Below are 24,293 nucleotides of genomic sequence, written 5' to 3'. Positions count from 1 at the left end.
CCCCAGTAGCCGACGCCTCCCCAGTAGCCCACGCCTCCCCAGTAGCCGGCCGGGCGCAGCACGTGCTCGAGGCTGAGCCGGTCGGCGACCGGGTCGCCGGACTCCCGGAGCCGCTGGAGCACGCTCCAGGCATCGACCGGCTCGATCGACCGCGTCGGCCGCAACGTGATGCTGTTGCCCCACGTCCGCTGCTCGAGGTTGCGCGGCGTGCCGTCGGGTCGGGGCGTCACCTCGAAGTCGATGTCGAGCCTGCCGAGGGCCGTGCGCAGGTCGTCCAGCCCCCGTGTCGCCCCGCCTGCTCCCCCGGGCTCGTTACGCACGAGCAGTCGCTCCGAGAGGTAGAGCGCGGGCAGCGGCGGTCGACCATCGGTCAGGCGCATCGCCGTCGCCGGGTCGAGGGCGCGGACGGGCGGGCGCTCGGGGCGGCGGGAGCCGCCGGTCGCGTTCTCGCCGTTCGGCCCCTGTGGGGCGTCGGGACCCGACTCTTGCATCGACAACCTCCTGCTGGTTGGTGGGAGGGCGGATGGTGCTGGATAGACCCTTACACCCGACTGAGTGTGGCTACTCGGATTTTTGATACATCCGGGCCTTCCGAACTTCTTCTCCCCGAGGCGTATCAAGCCAGCCGAAACCGACTCTGGGTCAGCAGGGGGAACGGTCACCGAGCTGCTTCGGGGCGCTGCGGAGGGGCAGCAGGCACGGTGACCTGCAGGGGTTCGGGACTTCCAGGGGGCGGTCCCGATCGTGGGGCGCCGGGCTTGGCAGCACCGGCGCCCCCATCCCGCACTTGGGGCAAAAGGACCAAGCGGGCGTATGCCGCCACCGCGCGTCGCGCGCGCCCGCTCGGTCCCGTCGGCGCATACTTCTGGAACGCGTGCGGCGTCAGGGCCCGCGACGTGAGCTTGGGGGAGTCAGATGCACGGCATGGCACGCATCTCCACGGGCGGCGACCGGAGGGTCGGTCTCGTCTGTGCGGCGGCCGCGGTCCTGGCCGGCATCACGCTGTCGGCCTGCAGCCCCACGACCCCGCGAACCGTCTCCGCCGTCGAGTCTCCAGCCTTGTCGGCCGCGCCGACCGCCACGCCCAAGCCGACCGCGTCCATCGACGGCAGCGCCCTCGGGCCGATCCCGACGGTGCGCGCCGACCCGCTCACCCCGACGCGACCGAGCCCGAGTGCGACGAGCGCCGGCCCCACCGCGGCGCCGACCGCGCCTGCGACCACGCCCGCACCCGCCTCGACGACGCCCGCCCCCGGCAGCGTCACCGGCTCGTGCGAGCGGACGCTGACGGCATACCCCGTCCTCGAGCCCGGCGCGAGGGGCCCGGCGGTGCAGGCGCTGCAGTGCTTCCTCGACGACGCGGACTACGGCCCCGTGGCGGTCGACGGCAGCTACGGTCCGCAGACCCGTGCGGCGGTGGCCCGCCTCGAGGCCGGCTACGAGGCGGCGCCGCCCGAGCCGGGGCGCATCGACGCCGGCACCTGGGTGCTGCTCATCGCTCGCTCGCTCGGCGACCGCACGCTCAGGGTGGGCTCGACGGGCGCCGACGTCGTGACGCTCCAGCGTGCGCTGCGCGCCGCCGGGGGCACGCTCAGGGTGGACGGCAACTTCGGCACGCAGACCAAGAAGGTCGTGCAGCGCTTCCAGCAGGCCAACCGCGTCGGCGACGACGGCGTGGTCGACGAAGAGACGCTCTTCCTGCTCAAGATGGGCGCGACGATCGGCTGACGTGCCCCGACGTCACGCCCGCAGGTCGTCGAGCCAGGCCTTTGCGCGGTCGAAGTCCTCGTCGGAGGTGCCCTGCCGTGCGTCGGGGCGACCGCCGTCGGCGCGCGGGTAGGAGCCGAGGAAGCGCACCTCGGCGCACACCCGCCGCAGGCCCATCAGGGTCTCGCCGACCCTGGCGTCGAGGACGTGGCCCTCGAAGTCGATGGAGAAGCAGTAGGAGCCCATCGCCTCGCCGGTCGGGCGCGACTCGAGGCGGGTCATGTTGACTCCGCGCACGGCGAACTGTTCGAGCAGCTCGAGCAGACCACCGGCGTGGTCCTCCCTCTGGAAGAGCACGACCGTGGTCTTGTCGGCACCCGTCGGCTCAGGCAGCGTGCCGGGACGGGAGACGAGCACGAAGCGGGTCACGGCCGACGCGTTGTCGCCGACGTCCTCCGCGAGCACCTCCAGCCCCTCGTTCCGCGCGGCAACCGGCGCACACACCGCCGCGTCGAACGTCACCTCGCCCGGCTGCCCCAGCGCGGCGGCGCTCGCGGCGGTCGACAGGGTGGGGACGTATGCCGCGCCGGGGAGGTGGCGACCCATCCAGCCCCGCACCTGTGCCCACGCGTGCGAGTGGGTGCCGACCGTGCGGACGTCGGCCAGCGGCATACCGGGGCGTGCGCACAGCACGAAGGTGATCGGCACGAGCACCTCGCCGATGACGACGAGCGGCTCGCCGGTCGCGAGCGCGTCGAGCGTCGCGGAGACGCCGCCCTCGACGGAGTTCTCGATCGGCACCATCGCTGCGTCGACGTCGCCGGCGCGCAGGGCCGCCAGCGCGGCGTCGACGGAGGAGAAGGGCAGGTGCTCGCGGCCCTCGGCGCCGTCCCACGCGTCGAGCGCCATCTGCGTGAAGGTGCCTCGCGGACCGAGGTAGCCGAAACGGTGCAGCTGGTCCGGGGTGCGCGGCGGGGTCATGACGCGTCCTTCGCCGGGGCCAGCTCGTCCCGGGTCGCCGAGGCCAGCGCCTGCTGCTCCTCGGGCGTCAGGGTGATGCTCGAGCGCCCGCCCACGATGCCCTTCGCGTAGGTGCGGGACTCGCCACGGGCGTGGATCGAGCTGATCACGATCCCGTCGCCGAGGTCGTCGACGATCGCGGCGGAGAAGGAGAGGCGGCCGCCCATGTCGCCGAAGGCGTCGTAGCGCACCACGGCGACGTTGCGCAGGCTCTGGCGCACGTCCTCCTGGGCGCTCGAGAGGTGCTCGCCCAGCCGGGTCAGCTCGGCGGCGAGGCGGTCGATGCGGTGGTTCTGCGTGGCGGCCACCCGCGCGATGTCGGTGCGGCCGTCGCCGTCCAGCGCTGCGAAGTCACGGCGGACACCGGCGAGGCGCAGCTGCGCGGTGACGGCGAGCGCGAGGGCGAGCAGCGCGACGAGCACGGCAGCGATGGCCATTGTCGTCAGCGTCGGGGCGTCCACGATCGGCAAGGGTAGCCGGGCGGGTGCCGGGCGGCCCGCTGATCCCAGCCCGTGACCTCGCCTGGCCCGGACAGCCTCGGTTTGTAGTCTGTCCACCGTGATCCGCCGCCACCCCGTGAAGACGCTCGTCGTCCTGCTCCTGGTCCTGGTCGCGGCGCTCACGCTCGCGTACGCCAAGCGCACCACCGTCCCCGTGCCGCCCACCGCCCAGCCGCAGCCGGGCGAGTCGCTCGTCGTCGTCGGCCTCGGAGGCCTCTCGTGGGACGACGTCTCCGCCGAGGACACCCCGACCCTCTGGGGGCTGCTGCGTGACGGCTCCGCGGCGTCCGTCTCCGTCAAGAGCCTGCGGCTGACGACGTGCCCGACCGACGGCTGGGCCACCGTCTCGGCCGGCGAGGCGGCCGGGCCCGAGACCAGCGAGGCCCGGCCGAGGTGCGACCCGCTGCCGCAGGTGACCGGCTCCTCGGCCGCCGGCTCCCGGGTGGGCGGCTTCGACGCCCTCGCCACCGCGTCGCGCGAGGCGGAGTTCCGCGCTCAGCTGGGCCTGCTCGGCGACAGCTTCGCCGCGGCCAAGACCTGCATCCAGGCGATCGGGCCGGGCGCCGGGCTGGCAGCCGCCACCTCCGACGGCAAGGTCGCGCGGTACTCCCCATACCAGGCGACGACCCTCGTCTCCGACCTCGCCCAGTGCCCCGTCAGCATCGTCGACGTCGGCGGCATCGACGTCACGGACCCGAACCCGACGCGGCACATGGAGCAGGTCAACGGCATCGAACGCCGGATCGAGCTCGTCATGGATGCGATGCCCAACGGGGCAGACCTCGTCGTCGCGGGTCTCGCCGACCGGGACCAGCAGGAGCGGCTGCGCCTGCTGACGGCGAGCGGCCCCCACTACGGCCCCGGCCTGCTCGCGTCCGCCTCGACCCGGCTGACCGGCGTGGCCCAGCTGTCCGACATCACGGCCACGATCCTGCAGCGCGGCGGTGTCCAGGCCAAGGAACCCATCGGCGGCCGCGCGCTCAGCGTCGTCCCGTCGGCCAACAACAGCGAGGCGACGGCCGGCGACAAGCTGACGGTGCTGACCGACATCGACACCAAGGCCGACGCGATGCACCGCATCGTCGCGCCGTTCCTGATCATCTGGCTCGGCGGCACGGCCCTGACGATGCTGGTGCTGTGGCTCGTCCTGCGCCGAGCCCGACCGTGGAACCGCCGCTTCACGCGGGCGCGAGTGCTGCGGCTGGTCCGCCTCGTCGGGCTCGCCTCGGCGGCGATGCCGGCGGCAACCTTCCTGGCCAACCTCGTGCCCTGGTGGCGCTGGTCCAGCAACACCGTCGTGCTCGTCGCCATGCTGCTCGTGCTCGTCCTGGTCATCAGCGCGGTGCTGACCCTTGCCTGCCTGCGGGGCCCGTGGAGCAGCTCTGCGCTCGGCCCGCTGGCGGCGATGTCGGCCATCACCGCAGGTGTCATCGGGATCGACCTGCTCACCGGCTCCCATCTGCAGATCTCCTCGATCTTCGGCCTGCAGCCGCTCGTCGGTGGCCGCTTCTACGGCATGGGCAACGTCGCGTTCGCGCTGTATGCCGCGGCCGTCCTGCTGCTCTGCGCTGCCCTCGCGCACGCGCTGATGAGGCGCGACGCCCCGCGGCTGGCGGTCTTCGCCGTGGTGCTCGTCGGTGGCGTGGCCCTCGCCGTCGACGTCCTGCCCGCCTGGGGAGCGGACTTCGGCGGTCCGATCGCCCTCGTGCCGGCGCTCGGCTTCCTGCTCATGGGCGTCATGGGCTGGCGCACGTCGGTGCGCAACGTCTCGGTCGTGCTGCTCGTCGCCGCGGCCGTCGTCGGCCTCGTGTGCTACCTCGACTGGCGCCGGCCCGAGGCCGAGCGCTCGCACCCCGGTCGCTTCCTGCAGACCGTCATCGACGGCGGCGCGTGGGACGTCATGTCGCGCAAGCTGTGGGCCAACGTCTCGCTCTCGGTGCACCTGCCGCTGCTGCTCGCGCTTGTGATCGTCGTGATGGTCCTGATGGTCCTGGTCGTACTGCGCCCCGGCATCCTCGGCACCGAGCCGCTGCGCCGCCTGCTCGAGGAGGCCCCGATCATGCGCCGCGGCCTGCTGTCGGTGATCGTGATGGCCGTCATCGGCTTCCTCACCAACGACTCCGGTGCGGCGATCCTTCCGGTGGCGGCGATCTTCACGGTGCCGCTCGTCGTGTCGGCCGTGATGCACTTCCTGGCCATCGAGGCCCGCCGGGCGCCGCTGCGTCGTCGCCGCGACCGCCACCACATCTGAGCAGCGGAGCGACCACCCCCACCGTCGAGTGGGCACTTCCCCACCGTTGAGTGGGGCATTTCTTCCGTGGCCGACTGCCCACTCGACCGGGACGGGCCGTCAAGCCAAGGTCGAGTGGGCACTTTCTCCGTGGCGAAGTGCCCACTCGACTCGGGGGTCAGCCGGGGCCGAGGCGGCGGCGCAGGCGACGCACGCCGAGGGCGAGCGCGACGTCGCGGTACTGGGCCGCCCGGTGCACCTGCGAGCGCCAGTCGGTGCCGGTGACCCGGTGCTGGAGGTCGCACGGCACCTCGAGGACGATGAGGCCGGCGTCGAGGACGTCGACGGTCATGCCGACCTCGACGCCCCACCCGCGCGCGAACGGGGTCGCGGCGTCGATCGCAGCCGGCGATAGGCAGCGCATCCCCGACAGCGGCTGCTTCGGCGACCAGCCCGTCAGCTCCTCGATGCCGCGGCCGGCGAGGCCCACGACGAGTCCGTGGCCGCCCGCACTTCCCTGCTGCTGGGGCAGCGTCGCGATGGTGAGGTCGGCCTGGCCGCGGGCCACCGGGCCGACGAGCTCCCCGACCGCCGGCGCGGAGGCTTCGAGGTCGGCGTCGACGAAGAGGACCGGTGTGGTCTCCCCGAGGCGACCGGTGCGCCGCAGGGCGGTGACCCGGCCGAGACCGCTCATCATGGCGTCGGCCTTGCCGTGGTTGCGGGCGTGCCGCACGACCTCGGCACCTTCGCAGCCGGCGATGGCAGCGGTGTCGTCGGTGGAGCCGTCATCGACGACGACCACGGTGTCCACGCCAGGGATGCAGCGGACGCCGCGGATGGTCTCGGCGATCCGGACTGCCTCGTCCTTGGCCGGGATGACGACGGCGACGGACGGCGGCGGGGTCGTCGTCATCGTCGTCAGCGCAGGGTGACCTGGCGGTTGGTGAGACCTGCCCGGGCACCGCGCTCGGCCGCGGTGAGCGGCTCGGTCACTGCGGACGCAGAGTCGATCCTCGTCCACATCGCGGCCACGGCGTCCTCGAACTCGGCCGCCTCCGATGCGGGGTCGACCTCCCACACCGGGATGAGCAGCCCGCTCGAGCGAAAGCAGCCGAGCAGGCGGCCGTCCTCGCCGAGGTGGCTCTCGCCGGCGGCGTGCAGGCGGGCGAGCGCGTTGGTGGCGGTGTCCTCGTCGAAGGGCAGCACCCAACGGACGTAGGTGCGCTCGCCGATGCGGCACCAGAAGGCGGAGGGCGCCGCGTCGAGCTTGACGGTCGGGATGGCCGACTCGTTGGCGCGCTCGAGCGACTCCTTGCCGTCGGCGTCGAGGTCCGCGTCGGCGACCCAGAAGTCGAACCCCTCGTGCAGCTGCATCTCGAAGGATGCGGCGGTGTCGAGCAGGTCCTGCAGCCGGGGGGTGTCGGCGGTCGAGACCGGCAGCGTCTCCACCGGCGAGCCTGGCTGGGCGACCGAGGCCAGCGAGATGGCCTGGGCGATGTCGCGGCTCGTGTCGCCGCTGGCGTTGCCGGACTGGATGCCGACGAGCACCTCGCCGTTCTCGCGGTGCAGGCCGGGCCAGGCGAGCGGCAGCACGGTCGCGATGGTCACCTCGTCGGGCGCGCCTTCGGGGGCCTTGCCGTCGGCGAAGCGGACCGTCGCGGTGGCGGCGGGGACGATCTCGCGCATCGCCACCCAGTCGGTCTCGTTGGGCAGGCCCTCGAAGGGGCGCGCCACGAACGGGGCCGGGAGCGGACGTGCGGAACGGTCTGCGCGCTCGCCGCGCGGTCGACGTGATGCCTTACCCATGCGCGCCACCCTAGTGGCCGGGCTGGGCTGCGCCGAACGCGGTCGCGAGCGGCGCGAGGGCCAGCACGTCGTCGGGCCCGGCGAGCCCTACGGGCGCGACGAAGGCGGTCGTCACGCCGAGCCCGGCCAGGGCGCTCAGGCGATCGGCGTGCTGGGCGGGGGTGCCGGCGTGGTGGCGCGCCGCGAAGGTCGCGGCGGGCGTGCGGCCGCGATGGCGCTCGACCAGGGCCCAGACGTCGTCGCGGTCCCTGCCGACGAGGGGGAGGTCGAGCACCGTGGCATGGACCGTCGAGGGGTCGTGCCCCGCCTCCCGCACCAGCTGCAGGTAGCGAGCGACCTTGCGGAGCCCGGCCTCGTCGGACGGCACGTTGCAGCCGTCGCCGAGGCGGGCCGCGATGCGCAGCGTCCGGTCACCGCCTCCGCCGACGACCACCGGGATCTCGCCGGCCGGCCGCGGGTACGACGTCGTCTCGGGCAGCGAGACGCGCTGTCCGGCATACGGCCTCGTCCCCGGCCCCCAGAGGGCCTTCATCGTCTCGATCCCCCGCTCGAGCGCGTCGAGTCGCTCACGCGCAGTCGGGAACCCGAGGCCGTATGCCGTGTGCTCGCGCTCCCACCAACCCGCTCCGACGCCGACGAACACCCTGCCGCCCGTCAGGGCCGACAGCGTCGCAGCGGCCTTCGCCGTGATGCCCGGCGCCCTGAAGGTCACGGGGGTGACGAGGGTGCCGAGCTGCAGGCGCGTCGTGGACGCCGCCAGCGCTCCGAGCGTGACCCATGGTTCCGGGATGGGATCCCAGGCCCGGCCGACCTGGGGGATCTGGATGAGATGGTCCATCAGCGCCAGCCCGGTGAGGCCGGCCTCCTCGGCGGCGGCGGCCATGGCCCGCAGCCACGTGAGCAGGTCCTCGTCCGCGGGGAAGCGTGACAGCTGGAGGACCACGCCCCTGAGCCCAGTCGGGTCGTGGCGTGAGGTGGAGGTGGGACTCGGCACGGCGGCGTCCGGCTCCTGCTGGTCGGGCGCCACGCGGACGACCTGCCAACCCTCGCCCGCCAACCGTTCGGCCGTGGCAGCGACGGAGGCGAGCTGGCTGGTGAGGACGCGGGCCGGGACGGGGCGGTCTCGGGTGGCGTTGCGCGAACGGCATACGCCAGCAGGGGTGTCGAGGACGACGGCCACGGCTGGCAGGCCGGCGGAACGGGCGGCCTCCAGCCAGCGCAGCCGCCGGGCCGCATCCGTGCCGAGGGTGTCGACAACGGTGGTCAGCCCGCGACCCAGCCGGGCCGCGACGACCTGCTCGAGGATCGCGAACGCGTCGGCGGAGGCGTCCAGGTCGTGCTCGCCACTGCCGACGACGCCACGCAGCGTGTCGGCGGAGACGGTCTCAGCGGGCCGGTAGCGGGACGCCGCCCACGTGGACTTGCCCGAGCCGGAGGCGCCGACGAGCACGACGAGCGCCGGGTCGGGGAGGGACACGGCGGCGCCTGACCGGTCGGCTCAGTGGGAGCGGCGGCGCGACGGGCCGCCCAGCGAGGCCCACACCGTGCGGCCGTTGGGGTCCTCGATGACACCCCACTCGTGCGCGAGCGAGCGCACGATGCGCAGCCCGCGGCCACCCGGTGCCCACATTGCGGGCGGTGCCGGCCGCGGCGTGGTCGGCCCTCCCCCGTCGGAGACCTCGACCTCGACGACGTCGTTCTTGACCTTCCAGTGGATGCGGATGGCTCCGTCGGCGAGCGGCCTGGCGTGACGGATGGCGTTGGCGACGAGCTCGCTGACGACGATCTCGGCCTCGTCGATGACCTGGGGCGAGACCTCTCGTGCCACGAGGTCCTGCACGAGCTCCTTGCGAATCCGGGGAGCCGCCGAGGGCGCCCACTGGACTCGGATCGTGCGCTTCTCGCCCAGCGGTGCTGCCGGGACGTTGACCATGGTGGATCTCCTTGCGATTGCAGCGGCTCCTCGTGCTGGCGCACGGGCGTGGGACCCAAGCCGCTCCCCTGTGTGCTCGCCACGTCAAGTCTTGCTGGCGGACGATTCGCCATGCCCCCCGACGGCGAACGCTAACGAAACCTGCGCGTGACCTCAATGAACCGCGGGCTTTTCCTGCATCCCGGCCGGGTGATTGCTGCGTCTGGCGCTGTATAGCAGTCCGGCTAGAGAGGCGGATACGACCCGATTCGTCCTCCTTTCCAGGGTGGTGATGCGGGCACTCACGTCTCCGATACCCACCGCCCTCCTCTTGCATCCGACACGCTCGCGATATATCGTCGAAGTATCGCGACTGTTCGTGAGTCGCGCGAAGAATGGAGAGACACCATGCATGGACACCGACACACCCGACGTGAGTCCGGCTGGGACGGCGGCTGGGGCGGCGGCTGGGGAGGCCAGGGCAGCGGCCCCGGCTTCGGCCCCGGCCGGGGCCCGTGGGGCGGTCCCGGAGGACCAGGCCCCGGCGGCCGCGGCCGCCCCGGCCCACCCCCGTGGATGGCCGACCTGATCCGACACTTCGGGGGACCCGGCTTCGGCCCCGACTCTGGCCCTCGCCGTGGGCCCCGTGCCCGTCGCGGCGACGTCCGCGCCGCCATCCTCGACGTCCTCGCGGGCGACGAGATGAACGGCTACCAGCTCATCCAGCAGATCTCCGAGCGCACGGGCGGCGCCTGGAAGCCGAGTCCCGGCTCGGTCTACCCGACCGTCCAGCAGCTCGAGGACGAAGGGCTCGTCGAGGGCCGCGACGTCGACGGCCGGCGGCTGCTGCGCCTGACCGATGCCGGCCGCGCCTACGTCGAGGAGAACGCCGAGGAGATGGCCGCCACATGGCGGCCCTTCGAGGAGTCGACCGAGGAGGAGGCGCCCCGGCCCTCCGGTGGCGGCAGCGACCTCATGCCCCTCGTCGGCCAGGTGATGGGCGGCATGTGGCAGATCGTCACGACCGGCACGTCGCAGCAGCGCGCCGAGGCGGCGGAGATCCTCACGGAGACCCGGCGCAAGCTCTACAGCCTGCTCGCCGACGGCGACCCGGAGTAGACAGCCGGGTCGAAGTCCCGGCCTGCACCCCGAGCGCGCTCAGTCGTGCTCGGGGTGCAGCACGAAGAAGCCGAGGTCGCGCCCACCAGCCCGGCCCTCGTATGCCGTGTAGCCGCGGTAGTACGCCAGCGCCGCCTCACGCACCCGCTCCTTGTCGGCCCCTTGGACCTGCTCGGCGCGCACCCGGCGCACGACGCCGTCGACCTCTAGCGTGGCGCTCGGGTGGGCACGGAGGTTGAAGTACCACCCGGGCGGACGCTCGGAGCCGTAGTGCGAGGCGATGACGCCCCAGCCGTCGTCCAGCGACGCCAGCATGAGCGGAACGGTGCGCGGCTGACCGGACCGGGCCCCGGTCGTCGTCAGCATCCCGACGGGCACGGCCGCCAGCCACTGGCTCGGTGGGATGCGTCCGGGAGTGAGGCGGTGGGCGAGCAGGTCGAGCCGGTGCAGTGTTCGCCTGCCCACCCAGGCGCCCGGCCGCGTGGCGATGGCACGACGAAGGAACCGCTGGGCTGCGTTGGCCTTCTCGTGGTGGCGCAGCTGCACCTGCGCAGCGTAGAACCCGTCGGGGCGAAACGGCGGGCGTCCGGCAGGATGGTCGGGTGCCTTCCTCCGCGCTCTCCGGCCCGTCCGGCCTCCTCGTTGCCGGCACGTCGTCGGACGCCGGCAAGTCCGTCGTCGTCGCGGGGCTGTGCCGCGCCCTCGCACGCCGCGGCGTGAAGGTCACGCCCTTCAAGGCGCAGAACATGTCGAACAACTCGATGGTGTGTCTCGACGGCGGCGAGATCGGGCGCGCCCAATGGCTCCAGGCCGTCGCCGCCCGGGTCGAGCCGACGACGGCGATGAACCCCGTGCTGCTCAAGCCCGGCACCGACCGGCGCTCGTTCATCGTCGTGCGCGGCGAGCCCGCGGGGACCCTCGAGGCGGGGCAGTATGCCGCCGGGCGCGTCCACCTGGCCGACGCCGCCTTCGCGGCCTACCGGGAGCTCACCGACGCGTACGACCTCGTCGTGTGCGAGGGCGCCGGCTCGCCGGCAGAGGTGAACCTCCGATCGGGCGACTACGTCAACATGGGGCTGGCGCGCGAGTTCGGGCTGCCGGTCGTCGTCGTGGGGGACATCGACCGCGGCGGCATCCTCGCGTCGCTCTACGGCACGTGGGCGCTGCTCGACGAGGAGGACCGCGCGCTGCTGAAGTCCTTTGTCATCAACAAGTTCCGCGGCGACGTGTCGGTGCTCGAGCCGGGGCTGGCGACCATCACCGACCGCACGGGCGTGCCGTTCCACGGCGTCATCCCGTGGCTGCTCGACGTGTGGCTCGACAGCGAGGACACCCTGGAGATCGGCCACTGGCGTGCCTCCACGGCGCTGTCCGCGACGTCGCGCGACCGGCTCAAGGTGGCCGTGATCCGGCTGCCGCGGATCTCCAACGCGACCGACGTCGACGCCCTCGCCGCCGAGCCGGGGGTCGACGTCCTTGTCACCATCGACCCGGCTGTCGCCGAGTCCGCGGATCTGCTCGTGCTGCCTGGATCACGCTCCACTGCAAGCGATCTCGAGTGGCTGCGCGAGCGTGGGCTGGCCGACGTGGTAGCGCGGCGGGTGGCTCTGGGTCGCCCAGTTCTCGGCGTGTGCGGCGGCTACCAGATGCTCGGGCACGAGATCGAGGACGACGTCGAGGGCCGGGTCGGGGTCGTACCGGGACTCGGCCACCTCCCGGTGCGGGTCGAGTTCGGCGAGGCGAAGGTGCTGGCCCGCCCGGCCGGGTCGTGGGCCGGACATCGTGTCGACACGGCCTACGAGGTCCACCACGGAATCGCTCGGCGGCTCTGCCTGGATGACGACGCGGATTCTCATGCGGCACAAGGGTTTCTGGACGGGTGGACCGCCGGCACGGTCTGGGGGACGATGTGGCACGGCGCCTTCGAGAGCGACGACTTCCGCCGCGCCTGGCTCTCGAAGGTCGCGCATGTTGCCGGATCGCAGTGGCAGCCGCACTCCGAGGCGCCGGGCTTCGCGGCACGGCGCGAGCGGATGCTCGACACCCTCGCCGACGCCCTCGAGGAGCACGTCGACATCGATGCCCTGCTCGCACTCACCCGAATCGGGGCCACCTCATGATCAAGCGGATCCGCGTCATCGGCATCGGCATGGGCGATCCCGGGCAGGTCACCGGCGAGGCGGCACGCGCGCTGGCCACGGTCGACGTCTTCCTGGTCGCCGACAAGGGCGAGGAGAAGTCCGACCTCGTCGCCGCCCGGCAGGCCGTGTGCGAGGCCCTCATCCCGGCGGACCACTCCTACCGCGTCGTCGAGGTCGCCGACCCGAGGCGGGGGCCGGATCGCGGATGCGACGCGACGGCATACGAGCGCGGGGTGCGCCACTGGCACGCGGCGCGGGTCGACGCGTACGCTCACGTCCTCGACGGGCTCGCCGAGGACGTGACGACGGTCGGGTTCCTCGTGTGGGGCGACCCGGCGTTCTACGACTCGACCATCCGGGTCGTGGACGCGCTCCTCGCCCGGTACGCCGCCGCGGGCGTGGCTGTCGAGCACGACGTCATCCCCGGGATCAGCGCGCCGCAGCTGCTCGCCGCACGCCACCGCATCTCGCTGGGCCGCATCGGTGCGCCGATCCACGTCACGACCGGTCGTCGCCTGCTCGACGAGTACGACCCGTCTCTCGGCGATGTCGTCGTCATGCTCGACGGGCACCTCACCTGCGCCGACCTCGCCGGCGCCTTCCCGGACCTCGAGCTCTGGTGGGGCGCCTACCTGGGCACGCCCGACGAGCTGCTCCTCCACGGGCCGCTCGGCGAGGTCGTCGACGAGGTGCGCCGCGTGCGCGTCGAGGCCCGCGAGCGCCACGGCTGGATCATGGACACCTACCTGCTGCGGCCGCCGGCGGACTGGACGGACCGGCCGGCCAACCCCTTCCCGGACACGGAGCCGCTTAGCGACGGGGTCGTCACGGTCCGCCCGGTCACCGCGGCCGATTGGGAGATCGTGCGGGACGAGCACAACAACGAGGAGTCGCTGCGGTGGGACTTCTCGGGTCAGGCGCTTACCGATGATGAGGCGCGGCGCGGGGCAGCCGCGGCCGGGCTCCAGTGGCGTCGAGGACGGGCGGCCAGGTTCGTCATGGTCGATGTCTCCTCCGGTCAGGGCGCCGGCGTCATCGGCGTCATGCGGATGGGGCCGCCCGGGACGGGACTCATCGGCTACGGCGTCGTGCCGGGCTTCCGGGGCCGCGGCTTCACGACACGGGCCCTGCGGCTCGTGTCGCGGTGGGCGTTGGAGGAGGCGGGGCTCGCCCGGCTCGAGTTCGGGCACAAGGTCGGCAACGTGGCATCGGGCAGGGCGGCCGAGAAGGCCGGCTTCCGGATGGAGGGGCGTCTCAGTGGACGCCTGCCCAACCCGGACGGCACCCGGTCCGACGAGATCTACTACTCACTGGTGCGCGACGAACCGGACGCCTAGAGAGGCGCCGTCGTCTCGGGCGTGAACAGCCTCCAGGTGCCCTCGGACACCACGTCGACGACGCCGTCGACCACGGTGATCGCCGTCTGGTCGTCAACGATGTAGGCCGGGCCCGCGATTCCGGCGGCCCACCTCTCAGCCTCGGCCATCGAGTTGCCAGGCATGCCGTCCGGCGCCAGGTGTGGGCAGATCGAGAAGTCGACGATGCCCAAGGTGCTGTCGTCCCCGGTGGGCGGCCTCCACTGGATGAAGTCCTCCCCGACCTCGGGCGCCATCACCATGCTCCCGGCGCTCAGTCCCACCCAGACCGTCTCGCCCAACAAGGGAAGCAGGCTCGCCAGCCCGGACTCCCGCATCCAGTGGCACAGGTAGAGGACGTCGCCGCCGGACACCAGCAGGACGTCGGCCTCCTTGACGAGAGGCACCCAGACCTCCTCGTCGATGCTGGGCAGGGCGGTGAGCTCCAGCACACCGACCGACTTCCAGCCGAGGTCGACCATGGGGTTCTCGGACGTCCCACTGATGAACTGCCACGCCTTGGCGCCCGGGCCGACGTGGGGATGCCCGTACATCGCGGTGGGGATGCACAGGGCGGTCGAGTCCGCGATGGGCTTGCCCAGCAGTCCGACCAGCGCCGCGTGGATGCTCGCGTTCGTGACCCCGCCGGATGTCAGCAACAGCTTCATGTTCCCTGTCTCCTGGGTGGGTGCGTTCTAGAGTCGGGCGAGGAAGTCGAGGACGCGCTGCTGCACGAGCGCCGCCGCCTCGGGATCGTAGGTCGTCGTGCTGGCGTCGGCGAAGAGGTGGCCGCACCCGGCATACGTGAAGAGCTCACCGTCCTCGGCCGCGGCGACGATCGCGCGCGCGGCGTCGATGTCGCCCTCGTCCACGAAGAACTCGTCGGCCTCCCCGCCGTGGACCTGGACGGGGACGCCGGCCGGCCAGTCGGGGGCGAACTCGCCGAGCGGGATGGCCGAGTCGAGCAGGACCGCCCCGCGCGCCCCGGGCCGCGTCTGGGCGAGCCGCTGCGCGGCCATGACGCCGAGGGAGAAGCCGGCACACACCAGGTCGTCGGGCAGCCCCTCGGCCACGGCGACGCCGCGCTCCAGCAGGGTGTCGAAGCCGATGGACCGGGCGTTGGCCATGCCCTCGTCGAGGGTGGCGAAGCTCTTCCCGTCGTAGAGGTCAGGGGCGTGCACGGTGTGGCCGGCGGCGCGCAGCGCGTCGGCAAAGGCGAGGAAGCCCTGGGTCTGGCCCTGGGCGTGGTGGTGCAGGAGGACGTCGGCCATGGTTGCTCCTGTGCTCGGTGGGTCCCGGCTGTTGATCCAACAACCTAGACCGACCGACCGACACTCAGCTTCGGCCGGGGCTGGTCAGTCCTCGAGCTCGCCCTCGACGTCGAGGTAGACCTGCTGGAGGTCGGCCATCAGCGCCGGGTCGGGCTCGGCCCAGAGCCCACGGTCGACGGCCTCGTGCAGCCGCTCGATCATCCCGTGCAGCGCCCAGGGGTTCGCGTGCTGCAGGAAGTCGCGGTTCTCCTTGTCGAGGACGTACGTCTGGGCGAGCTGCTCGTACATCCAGTCGGTGACCACCCCGGCCGTCGCGTCGAAGCCGAAGAGGTAGTCGACCGTCGCGGCCAGCTCGAAGGCACCCTTGTAGCCGTGCCGCCGCATCGCCGCGATCCAGCGCGGGTTGACGACGCGGGCGCGGAAGACGCGTGCCGTCTCCTCGGTGAGGCTGCGGGTGCGCACCGAGTCGGGCGTCGTCGAGTCGCCGACGTACGCCTTGGGCTCGCGCCCTGTCAGCGCGCGCACCGTCGCGACCATGCCGCCGTGGTACTGGAAGTAGTCGTCGCTGTCGGCGATGTCGTGCTCGCGGGTGTCGATGTTCTTGGCCGCGACGTCCATGCGCGCGTAGGTGCGCTCCATGTCGGCCCGAGCAGGTATGCCGTCAAGCTCGCGCCCGTAGGCGAAGCCGCCCCACGTGGCATAGACCTCCGCGAGGTCGGCGTCGGAGCGCCAGTTGCCCGACTCGATGAGCGGCAGGATGCCGGCGCCGTAGGAGCCGGGCTTGCTGCCGAAGATGCGCGTCGTCGCACGGCGGGCGTCACCGTGCTCGGCGAGGTCGCCGGCGACGTGCGCTCGCAGGTAGTTGTCGTCCGGACTCTCGTCGAGTGCGGCGACGAGCTGCACGGCGTCGTCGAGCATGGCGATGACGTGCGGGAAGGCGTCGCGGAAGAAGCCGGAGATGCGGACGGTGACGTCGATGCGCGGGCGGCCGAGTTCGCCGAGCGGGATGGCGTCGAGACCGACGACACGGCGGGACATCTCGTCCCACCGCGGACGGACACCGAGCAGGGCGAGGACCTCGGCGATGTCGTCGCCGGAGGTGCGCATGGCCGACGTGCCCCACACCGACAGGCCGACCGAGCGCGGCCACTCGCCGGTGTCGGCGCGGTGCCGGGCGAGCAGGTCGTCGGCGAGCAGCTGCCCTGTCTCCCAAGCGAGCCGGGACGGGATGGCCTTGGGGTCGACGGAGTAGAAGTTGCGGCCGGTCGGCAGCACGTTGACGAGACCGCGCAGGGGCGACCCCGACGGGCCGGCCGGCACGTAGCCGCCGCCGACGGCATGGAGGACTGCATCGATCTCGCCCGTCGTGGCGCGCAGCCGCGGTACGATCTCGCGGCACGCGAAGGCCAGCGAACGGCATACGCCGTCGGTGTCGACCTGCGCGTCGGCACCCAGCTGGCCGCGCACGATCGCGGGCACGGCGGCCTCGTCCCAACCGGCCTCGGCGAGGGCCGCGACGAGCGCTGCAGCCTGTTCCTCGGCGTCGTCGACGGACGAGCGCTCGGAGTGCCCCTCGCTGAGGCCGAGCGCCGTCCGCAGCCCCGGCACGGCGCCGACCGCGCCGGCGAAGACCTGGTTGGCCCGCAGGATCGCGAGCACGAGGTTGGCGAGGGTCTCACCCTGCGGGGCCTCACCGAGGACGTGGAGACCGTCGCGGATCTGGACGTCCTTGACCTCGCAGAGCCAGCCGTCGACGTGCATGACGAACTCGTCGAACTCGTCGTCGTCGGGGCGCTCGTCGAGGCCGAGGTCGTGGTGCAACTGAGCCGACTGGATCAGGGTCCAGATCTCGGCGCGCAGGGCGGGCGCCTTGGCCGGGTCCATCACGGACACGTTCCCGTACTCGTCGAGCAGCTGCTCCAGGCGGGCGATGTCGCCGTAGGACTCGGCCCGCGCCATCGGGGGCACAAGGTGGTCGACGATCGTCGCGTGGGCGCGACGCTTGGCCTGGCTGCCCTCACCCGGGTCGTTGACGAGGAAGGGATAGACGAGGGGGATCGACCCGATCGTCGCGTCGGGACCGCACGCGGCGGAGAGCGCAAGGTTCTTGCCGGGGAGCCACTCGAGGTTGCCGTGCTTGCCCATGTGGACGATGGCGTGGGCCCCGAACTCCCTTGCGAGCCAGTCGTAGACGGCCAGGTAGTGGTGCGTCGGCGGGAGGTCGGGGTCGTGGTAGATCGCGATCGGGTTCTCACCGAAGCCGCGCGGCGGCTGGACGAGGACGACGACGTTGCCGGCGCGGATGCTCGCCGCGACGAGCTCGCCGCCGGCGTTCGTGTGCCGGTCGACGAAGACCTCGCCGGGCGCCTCACCCCAGTGCTTCGTGACCGCGTCGCGCAGCCCGGTCGGCAGGGTGTCGAAGTGCTCGCGGTAGCGGGCGGCCGGGATGCGCACCGGCTGGCCGCTCAGCTGCTCCTGGGTCAGCCAGTCCTCGTCCTGGCCTCCAGCCTCGATGAGGGCGTGGATGAGCGCGTTGCCTGCGGTCGTGTCGGGTGCCTCGCCGTCGACGGGGTCGAGCGGCCCGGTGCCCGGGATCTCGCCCGGCTCGCCGAGGTCGTAGCCGGCATCGCGCATGGCCCGCAGCAGCCGGATGATCGAGACCGGCGTGTCGAGGCCGACGGCGTTCCCGATGCGCGAGTGCTTGGAGGGGTAGGCCGACAGGACGATCGCGATGCGCCGCTCGGCGGTCGGGGTGTGGCGCAGGCGGGCGTGGTTGACGGCGAGCGTGGCGAGCCGGGAGCATCGCTCGGGGTCGGGCACGTAGTGCGGCAGCCCGTCGGCGTCGCTCTCCTTGAAGGAGAAGACACTTCCGATGATGCGCCCGTCGAACTCGGGCACCGCGACCTGAGTCGCGACGTCGAGCGGGCTCATGCCGTCGTCACTCAGGTCCCACTGCTCGCGGCTCCACGTCAGGCACAGCCCCTGGATGATCGGCACGTCGAGCGCTGCGAGGGCCTGCACGTCCCAGGCCTCGTCGTCCTCACCCGCGCTGGCGGTGCCCGGCTTCGTGCCGCCGGCGGCGAGCACGGTCGTGACCAGGACGTCGTATGCCGTGAGGTGCTCGAGCAGGTCCGCCGGCGCGTCGCGCAGCGACGACACGTGCACCGGCACACCGATGCCTCCAGCGGCGTCGACCGCGTCGGCGAGGGCGTGGACGTAGGCGGTGTTCTCAGCCGCGAACTGGGCGCGGTAGAAGAGGATCCCGACGCGGGGGCGAGAGCTCTCGACTGCGGCGGGCTGGGGGTCGGGGCGGTCCAGGACGCCCCACGAGGGCAGGACCACCGGCGGCTCGAAGCCCTCACCGGTCATCAGGAGGGTGTCGCCGAGGAACGCGTGGAGCTGGCGCAGGTTGGCCGCACCCCCCTCGGCGAGGTAGCGGTGGGCCTCGGCCACGACGCCCGGAGCCACCGTCGAGAAGTCCATGAGCGCGGCGTGCGGCGTCTGCTCACCGCCGAGCACGACCATCGGCTTGCCCGTGGAGCGGATGCGGCGGAAGCCCTCACACAGGTCCTGGGGACCACCGAGGATCCGCGCCACGACGATGTCGGCCGCCTCGATCGCGTCGGCCATCGAAGTGTGGCCGGGGCGAGAGGGGTTGGCGAGCACGTAGTCGGCACCGCTGCCGCGAGCGCACAGCAGGTCGGTGTCAGACGTCGAGAGCAGCGCGATGCGCGTCACTGGAACTCCTCGGCGGGGTGTCCACGCCCCGCGGTCGAAAGGAAATGAAGCGCTGCCGGCAGTTCCTGACTCACCGCCTCCCTCACGGGTGGCGACTCACAGTGGCGGGACCGTCCCGGATTCTCACCGGGTTCCTGGTCGACGACGCTGTGACCACCCTAGCCCCGAGACGCTGGTCTTGCATGTGCCGGGGTCGGGCCTAGCATGTGCCGCGTGACGGCCCCGACGACCCGAGAGCGCCGGGCAGGCGACGCCTGCCCGGGCGTGAGCCGACCCTTCGTGGCGGTGGACGGTTCGATCGTCCGGCTCCGTCCGGCGGGCCAGCCGGTGTCGCTCCGCGCCCTCGCAGAACTGCTCGAGATCGCTGCGGGACAAAAAGATCCGGCGATTCAGCTGACGTCCCGGGGCGCTCTCCAGCTGCGCGGGCTGCCCGACCCGCTGACGCCACGGATCGCCGACGCGATCCGGGGCACCGGCCTCGTCCCGTCGCCCACCCACGAGCTGGTGCGCAACACCGTGGTGTCGCCGCTGTCCGGGCTGGACAGGGACGGACACGCTGACCTGCGTCCCGTGGTGGGGGACCTCGATGCCGCCCTCTGCGACGATCCGGAACTCGTCCGGCTCGGGGGGCGCTTCCTCTTCGTCCTCGACGACGGCCGCGGCGACGTCATCGGCGACTCCTTCGACCTCGGCCTCATCGCGACCGGACCGGGTCGCTGCGTCGTGCTGGCCGGTGGCCAGGACCGGGGATGGGACCTGCCGCTGACGGCCGCAGTTCCCACGCTCATCGACATCGCGCGCGAGTTCGTCGAGAAGGCGGTGGGTGACGAATCCATCTGGCACGTCAGCGAACTCGGTCGACCGCTTGGTGCCGAGCCGGCAGCGCGAGTGGAGCCGCGGACGCGCCCGGAGCGCCCGCTCGGAGCCGTCGGCGACCACGCCGTCGTCGCCGTGCCGCTCGGACTGCTCCGCCCCGACCACGTCGCCGCGCTCAGCCGGGTCGCAGACCGCGTCGGGGTGACCCCCTGGCGCTCGCTCGTCATCGAGGATGCCGCCTCCGCTCTCCCCGAGCTCGAGGCGGCCGGCCTTGCGACCCATTCCACGTCCCCGTGGACGCGCCTGCATGCCTGCACCGGCCTGCCCGGCTGCGCGAGGTCCGCGATCGACACGCGCGCGCTGGCCCGCGACCTCGCCCCGGTCCTCCCGGCCGGACGCCTGCCGGTCCACGTCAGCGGGTGCGAGCGTCGATGCGGCACCCCGGCGACGGCATACGTCGACGTCCTGGCCCCGACCTCGCTCGCCGACGCCCTGGCCACCATCACCGAAGCCGAACCGGAGGAGCAGGGATGACGGTGCCGGACTCGCTAAGAGGGGCTGCCGCGCCACCGACGCGGCGCTACGACTACGTCACGGACGGGGCCGACATCTACCGCAGGTCGTTCGCGACGATCCGCGCCGAGGCGCGACTGGACCACCTTCCCGAGGACGCCCGGGTGGTGGCCGTCCGCATGGTGCACGCGAGCGGCGACGTCGACCTCACGGAGCACATCGCCGTTCACCCCCGCCTGGTCACCGCCGCCCGAGCGGCGCTGCAGTCCGGCGCACCCGTCCTCACCGACGCCCACATGATCGCCTCGGGCATCACGCGCGCCCGCCTGCCGCACGACAACGAGGTCGTCTGCACCTTGCGGGACGAGCGGGTGCCCGGTCTCGCAAAGGACTGGGGCACAACGCGATCCGCGGCTGCCGTCTCCCTCTGGGGCAACCGCGTCGAGGGCGCGGTCGTGGCCATCGGCAACGCACCCACCGCCCTGTTCCACCTGCTCGAGACGATCGCCGACGGCGGCCCACGTCCGGCCGCCATCGTGGGTATCCCGGTGGGCTTCATCGGCTCGGCCGAGTCCAAGGTCGCACTGGCCGAGAACCCCTTCGACATCCCGTGGCTGGTGGTCCACGGCCGCCGCGGCGGGTCGGCCCTGGCCGCGTCGGCCGTCAACGCACTCGCCCGTGAGGAGGAGTTGTGAGCACGACGGACACCGCACGGCCGGGCTGGCTCCGCGGGGTCGGCGTGGGCCCCGGCGACCCCGAGCTCGTCACCGTCAAGGCGGCGCGGCTCATCCGCGAGGCCGACGTCGTCGCCTTCCACAGCGGGCCACGGGGCGACTCGATCGCCCGGCGGATCGCTGCGTCCTACTTCCGCGCCGACGCGGTGGAGGAGCTCTTCGTCTACCCCGCCACCACGGGCGCCACGGACCATCCCCTCGGCTACCACGGGCTCATGGCAGACTTCTACGACAAGTCTGCCGATCGCCTTGCGGCGCATCTCGATTCGGGTCGCAACGTCGTCGTGCTGGCCGAGGGCGACCCGCTCTTCTACGGCACGTACATGTATCTCCACGACCGCCTCGCCGCCCGCTACGACGCTGCCGTCGTCCCGGGCGTCACGTCGGTCAGCGGCTCGGCAGCCGCGGTCGCGACCGGCCTGTGCCGGCACGAGGACGTGCTGACGATCCTGCCCGGCACCCTGCCCGTGCCGGAGCTCGCCCGCCGGCTCGCCGACACCGAGGCGGCCGTCGTGATGAAGCTTGGCCGCACCTTCGAGAACGTCCGCGAGGCGCTGCGCCAGGCAGGCAGGCTCGACGAGGCGCGCTACGTCGAGCGCGCGAGCTCGGACGCCGAGCAGGTGCTGCCCGTCGCCGAGGTCGACGCCTCGCGCGTCCCCTACATGTCGATGGTCGTCGTGCCCGGCAAGGACCTGCGTGCCGATGCCGCCGGCCGGGCGGCGTCCTCGCGACCCGTCGCCGCGGCCGTCCCGCAGTCCGACCGGGAGACGTATGCCGTCGGCGAGGTGGTCGTCATCGGCCTGGGCCCCGGCCCCGACCGCTGGCTGACCCCCGAGGCCTCGGCCGCTCTCGCCGAGGTCGGTCACGTCGTCGGCTACGCCCCCTACGTCAGCCGGGTCCCGCAGCGCGAGGGCCTGACCCGCCACGCCTCCGGCAACACCGTCGAGGTCGACCGCGCCCGTGCCGCCCTCGAGCTCGCCCGGAAGGGAGAGCGCGTCGCCGTCGTGTCCGGCGGCGACGCCGGGGTCTTCGGCATGGCGTCGGCCGTCTTCGAGGCGGCCGAGACGCACGGCTACGCCGACGTCCCCGTACGCGTGCTGCCCGGGGTCACGGCCGCCCAGGCCGTTGCGGCCCGCGCCGGCGCGCCCCTCGGCGGCGACTTCGCGATCCTGTCGCTCTCCGACCGGCTCAAGCCGTGGGCGGTCATCGAGAAGCGCTTGCGCGCCGCGGCCTCCGCCGACCTCGTCGTCGCCCTCTACAACCCGGCGTCGCGCAGCCGCACCGACCAGATCATCCGGGCACGGGAGATCCTCCTCGAGGAGCGCGACCCCTCGACCATCGTGGTCGTCGGGCGTGATGTGGGCCGGGCCGAGGAGTCCCTGCTGGTGACGACCCTGGCCGAGCTCGACCCGGCCACCATCGACATGTTGTGCCTCGTCATCGTCTGCGCATCCGGGACGCGCCTCACCGAGGCGGACCAGGTGTGGACGCCGCGTTACGTCCCCTGACCCGCCTCGGTGGATGAGCGGCTTCAGCCGCCGATCGGCGTCGGGTTGGTCGGGTCGGGCGGGACGGGGAGCGAGTCGCGGATCCTGTTCTGGGCCTGGCAGTCCTGCGTGCAGCTGGTCGCACCCTGGCTCAGCTCGATGGCGTCCTCGCCCAGCACTCCGCCCATCCGGCCACCCGAGGCCACTGACCACGTGGTCACCGACCCGGTCTGCGACGTCTTCGTGGCGACCTGCGGGCTGTCCTTGCCGAGCAGCATCTGGTGGTAGCCGGTGCTGCCCTGCGCCGAGGACACCGCGTCGACGCCGTTGCTGAAGTTGACCTTGCCGGTGAACGGGTTGACGAAGTAGAAGAGCGTCGGGCCGAGGTTGTGGGTGATCGTGACGGCGGTGCCGAACTCGGGCTCCATCTGGAAGATCCCACCCTGCGGGGCGTCCTTGGCCTGGACCTTGAGCTTGCCGGCAGAGGTGCGGAAGATCGCGACCAGGGCGTCGTCGCGGACCTGCAGCTCGAGCAGCGGGCTGTTCAGCTGGGCGGTCGTGAGGGCTGGGACCTTGCTCGCGAAGACCACGGTCGGGCTGGTGACCATCCGTTCCGGCGACGGCGCGCCGGTCAGCGTGTAGTCATAGACGCCCAGGGTCGCCGGGTCGAGGGTGAAGGTGGTGTGCACTCCGGTCACCTTCACGACGCCCTGGACCCTGAGGTCCGAGACCTTGGCGTCCTTGCCGGGTGCCGGATCGTAGGTCGTCCCGTTGATGGTCACGGCGTAGTTGCCGGTCGAGCCGGCTGTTGCCGTCGCCGTGGTGCTGTCGTCGCCGGTCTCGCCCTTGGCGGTGGCGATGCCGGCCAGCGTGAGGCCGAGGAGCGTGCTGGCGGTGAGGATGGCGGTCCCGCGCAGCAGTCCGTGGGTCGTCTTGCGCATGTGGTGCCCCTTGATGGGTGCTCGTGCGCACCCCTGTGGTGCGACGTGCCGAGCCAACAGGCCGACCGGTACTAGCCGAAAGAGGGACAAAGGTACTAATACCTTCCCCCTCACCCCGCCGAGCGTTCCCCGAGGCTCGCGGCGACGACGACCTGGACCGGGACGGTGGTCTGGTCCGACGTGTAGAGGATGACGACATCCCCGAACACCACGGAGCCGTCGCGTGCGAAGAAGACCAGCTCATTGTTGTTCGGCCTGAGAGTGGGGCCGCCGGGGGTGGTTGCGGGGATGATCTCGTGCCAGGTGCGCTCGGCCTCGTCGCCGTCCAAGAAGGAGTACTGGGTCAGCGTGGCGTCGTTGACCCTGACCGAGAACGAGGGCTTGCCGGTGTGCCGCGTCCGGAAGTAGATCACGGCAGGAAGTGCGATCGCCCCGGGGAGCGAGAAGAAGAAGTGGCGGTCGGTGCTCTCGGCGTTCGGCAGGACGAAACCGCGGGCGGTCTCCTCGAAGGCGCGATAGCGAGCGACCTGCGTGACTTCGATGCTGAGGTGGTCCGGGATCTCGACGTGGGACATGGGCGAACCCTCCTTGGTGGGTGGAACGGTGCTGTGAGTGTCGGAGGCTCGCGGTCACGGCGAAATACATCGCGCCACGCAGGCTCCGACCTCGCCGCTGCGGCTGCCATGCTGTCGGGCATGGAGCTGGAGTTCAGCGGCGAGGTCTGGGAGTGGCGGGGGCCGGCGCCCTACTACTTCGTCACCGTGCCGGAGGACGAGTCGCAGGCCCTGCACGACGTGGCCCACGTCAGCTACGGCTGGGGCATGATCCCGGTCACCGCGCGCATCGGTGCCACCGAGTGGACGACGTCGCTGTGGCCCAAGGACGGCGGCTACGTCGTCCCGCTCAAGGACGCCGTGCGCCGGGCCGAGGACGTCGAGGAGGGTGACACGGTCTCGGTGGGGTTGGACGTCCGGGCCGACTCGTGACACGGCATGCTGGATGT

The 24,293-nt window shown here is 72.4% G+C and carries 21 protein-coding genes, 1 pseudogene and 1 riboswitch; of the genes and pseudogenes, 9 read left to right on the top strand and 13 right to left on the bottom strand.

The window, feature by feature from the left end:
- Positions 1-491, bottom strand: a pseudogene (locus tag AC3WRT_RS17965) (hypothetical protein); the annotation flags it as partial.
- Positions 492-924: 433 nt separating this feature from the next.
- On the opposite strand from AC3WRT_RS17965, the gene AC3WRT_RS17960 reads away from it, so the two are divergent.
- Complete coding sequence (locus AC3WRT_RS17960) at positions 925-1,728, top strand: peptidoglycan-binding domain-containing protein (protein ID WP_492724327.1); 804 nt, start codon at positions 925-927, stop codon at positions 1,726-1,728.
- Positions 1,729-1,740: 12 nt separating this feature from the next.
- Here the strand turns inward: AC3WRT_RS17960 and pheA are convergent, their stop codons facing one another.
- Together pheA and AC3WRT_RS17950 are read right to left on the bottom strand one after the other, a co-directional pair.
- Positions 1,741-2,688 (bottom strand): prephenate dehydratase, encoded by a 948-nt coding sequence (pheA, locus tag AC3WRT_RS17955; protein WP_492724326.1) that lies wholly within the window; start codon positions 2,686-2,688, stop codon positions 1,741-1,743.
- A complete protein-coding gene (locus tag AC3WRT_RS17950) occupies positions 2,685-3,188 on the bottom strand; it encodes a DUF4446 family protein (RefSeq protein WP_492724324.1) in 504 nt (167 codons plus the stop codon). Before AC3WRT_RS17950 ends, pheA begins: the two co-directional genes overlap by 4 nt.
- 97 nt (positions 3,189-3,285) lie before the next feature.
- On the opposite strand from AC3WRT_RS17950, the gene AC3WRT_RS17945 reads away from it, so the two are divergent.
- Positions 3,286-5,478, top strand: a complete 2,193-nt coding sequence (locus tag AC3WRT_RS17945; protein ID WP_492724322.1) for a hypothetical protein — start codon at positions 3,286-3,288, stop codon at positions 5,476-5,478.
- A 157-nt stretch (positions 5,479-5,635) separates the two neighbouring features.
- Here AC3WRT_RS17945 and AC3WRT_RS17940 read toward each other — a convergent pair whose 3' ends face one another.
- The 4 genes from AC3WRT_RS17940 to AC3WRT_RS17925 are packed head-to-tail and all read right to left on the bottom strand — an operon-like array spanning position 5,636 to position 9,196.
- Positions 5,636-6,370, bottom strand: coding sequence for a glycosyltransferase family 2 protein (locus AC3WRT_RS17940; RefSeq protein WP_492724320.1), 735 nt, complete (start codon positions 6,368-6,370; stop codon positions 5,636-5,638).
- A gap of 5 nt (positions 6,371-6,375) precedes the next feature.
- The gene (locus AC3WRT_RS17935) at positions 6,376-7,263 is read right to left on the bottom strand and encodes a DUF5926 family protein (protein WP_492724318.1); all 888 of its coding nucleotides are present in this window, start codon (positions 7,261-7,263) and stop codon (positions 6,376-6,378) included.
- Positions 7,264-7,273: 10 nt separating this feature from the next.
- A complete protein-coding gene (locus AC3WRT_RS17930; protein ID WP_492724316.1) occupies positions 7,274-8,740 on the bottom strand; it encodes an LLM class flavin-dependent oxidoreductase in 1,467 nt (488 codons plus the stop codon).
- 21 nt (positions 8,741-8,761) lie between these two features.
- Positions 8,762-9,196 carry an ATP-binding protein gene (locus tag AC3WRT_RS17925; protein WP_492724314.1) on the bottom strand — a complete coding sequence of 145 codons (435 nt, stop codon included), beginning with the start codon at positions 9,194-9,196 and terminating at the stop codon, positions 8,762-8,764.
- 387 nt (positions 9,197-9,583) lie between these two features.
- On the opposite strand from AC3WRT_RS17925, the gene AC3WRT_RS17920 reads away from it, so the two are divergent.
- Complete coding sequence (locus AC3WRT_RS17920; protein WP_492724312.1) at positions 9,584-10,294, top strand: PadR family transcriptional regulator; 711 nt, start codon at positions 9,584-9,586, stop codon at positions 10,292-10,294.
- Positions 10,295-10,333: 39 nt separating this feature from the next.
- Here the strand turns inward: AC3WRT_RS17920 and AC3WRT_RS17915 are convergent, their stop codons facing one another.
- Positions 10,334-10,840: a nitroreductase family deazaflavin-dependent oxidoreductase gene (locus tag AC3WRT_RS17915; protein ID WP_492724310.1), complete on the bottom strand. Its 507-nt coding sequence runs from the start codon at positions 10,838-10,840 to the stop codon at positions 10,334-10,336.
- 56 nt (positions 10,841-10,896) lie between these two features.
- Here AC3WRT_RS17915 and AC3WRT_RS17910 point away from each other — a divergent pair, with 56 nt between their 5' ends.
- Both AC3WRT_RS17910 and cobF read left to right on the top strand, forming a co-directional pair.
- A complete protein-coding gene (locus tag AC3WRT_RS17910) occupies positions 10,897-12,414 on the top strand; it encodes a cobyric acid synthase (protein WP_492724309.1) in 1,518 nt (505 codons plus the stop codon).
- A complete protein-coding gene (gene cobF, locus AC3WRT_RS17905) occupies positions 12,411-13,772 on the top strand; it encodes a precorrin-6A synthase (deacetylating) (protein ID WP_492724308.1) in 1,362 nt (453 codons plus the stop codon). The genes AC3WRT_RS17910 and cobF overlap by 4 nt, the downstream gene beginning before the upstream one ends.
- Here cobF and AC3WRT_RS17900 read toward each other — a convergent pair.
- The 3 genes from AC3WRT_RS17900 to cobN form a co-directional block, all read right to left on the bottom strand.
- Positions 13,769-14,458, bottom strand: coding sequence for a Type 1 glutamine amidotransferase-like domain-containing protein (locus AC3WRT_RS17900; protein ID WP_492724306.1), 690 nt, complete (start codon positions 14,456-14,458; stop codon positions 13,769-13,771). The genes cobF and AC3WRT_RS17900 overlap by 4 nt on opposite strands.
- 27 nt (positions 14,459-14,485) lie before the next feature.
- A complete protein-coding gene (locus AC3WRT_RS17895) occupies positions 14,486-15,061 on the bottom strand; it encodes a dienelactone hydrolase family protein (RefSeq protein ID WP_492724305.1) in 576 nt (191 codons plus the stop codon).
- Between the two features lie 84 nt (positions 15,062-15,145).
- Positions 15,146-18,799: a cobaltochelatase subunit CobN gene (gene cobN, locus AC3WRT_RS17890; protein ID WP_492724303.1), complete on the bottom strand. Its 3,654-nt coding sequence runs from the start codon at positions 18,797-18,799 to the stop codon at positions 15,146-15,148.
- Between the two features lie 40 nt (positions 18,800-18,839).
- A riboswitch (cobalamin riboswitch) is annotated at positions 18,840-18,972 on the bottom strand.
- Between the two features lie 31 nt (positions 18,973-19,003).
- Between cobN and AC3WRT_RS17885 the strand changes: the two genes are divergently transcribed.
- Genes AC3WRT_RS17885 through AC3WRT_RS17875 form a run of 3 tightly spaced genes read left to right on the top strand, consistent with a single transcriptional unit; the run spans position 19,004 to position 22,370 of the window.
- Positions 19,004-20,149: a precorrin-3B synthase gene (locus AC3WRT_RS17885; RefSeq protein ID WP_492724302.1), complete on the top strand. Its 1,146-nt coding sequence runs from the start codon at positions 19,004-19,006 to the stop codon at positions 20,147-20,149.
- On the top strand, positions 20,146-20,823 hold the full coding sequence (locus AC3WRT_RS17880) for a precorrin-8X methylmutase (RefSeq protein ID WP_492724301.1): 678 nt from the start codon (positions 20,146-20,148) through the stop codon (positions 20,821-20,823). Before AC3WRT_RS17885 ends, AC3WRT_RS17880 begins: the two co-directional genes overlap by 4 nt.
- Positions 20,820-22,370, top strand: a complete 1,551-nt coding sequence (locus AC3WRT_RS17875) for a precorrin-2 C(20)-methyltransferase (protein ID WP_492724300.1) — start codon at positions 20,820-20,822, stop codon at positions 22,368-22,370. Before AC3WRT_RS17880 ends, AC3WRT_RS17875 begins: the two co-directional genes overlap by 4 nt.
- 23 nt (positions 22,371-22,393) lie before the next feature.
- Here AC3WRT_RS17875 and AC3WRT_RS17870 read toward each other — a convergent pair whose 3' ends face one another.
- Together AC3WRT_RS17870 and AC3WRT_RS17865 are read right to left on the bottom strand one after the other, a co-directional pair.
- Entirely contained in the window at positions 22,394-23,290 is an 897-nt protein-coding gene (locus tag AC3WRT_RS17870; protein WP_492724298.1) for a hypothetical protein, read from the bottom strand.
- Positions 23,291-23,400: 110 nt separating this feature from the next.
- Complete coding sequence (locus AC3WRT_RS17865) at positions 23,401-23,865, bottom strand: hypothetical protein (protein ID WP_492724297.1); 465 nt, start codon at positions 23,863-23,865, stop codon at positions 23,401-23,403.
- Positions 23,866-23,985: 120 nt separating this feature from the next.
- On the opposite strand from AC3WRT_RS17865, the gene AC3WRT_RS17860 reads away from it, so the two are divergent.
- Entirely contained in the window at positions 23,986-24,276 is a 291-nt protein-coding gene (locus tag AC3WRT_RS17860; RefSeq protein WP_492724295.1) for a DUF1905 domain-containing protein, read from the top strand.
- Positions 24,277-24,293: the final 17 nt, after the last annotated feature.

The organism is Terrabacter sp. FW104-15G4B (genome assembly GCF_058790095.1).
The sequence above is the reverse complement of the archived record's forward strand: the minus strand, read 5'-3'. Positions and strand labels throughout refer to the sequence as shown.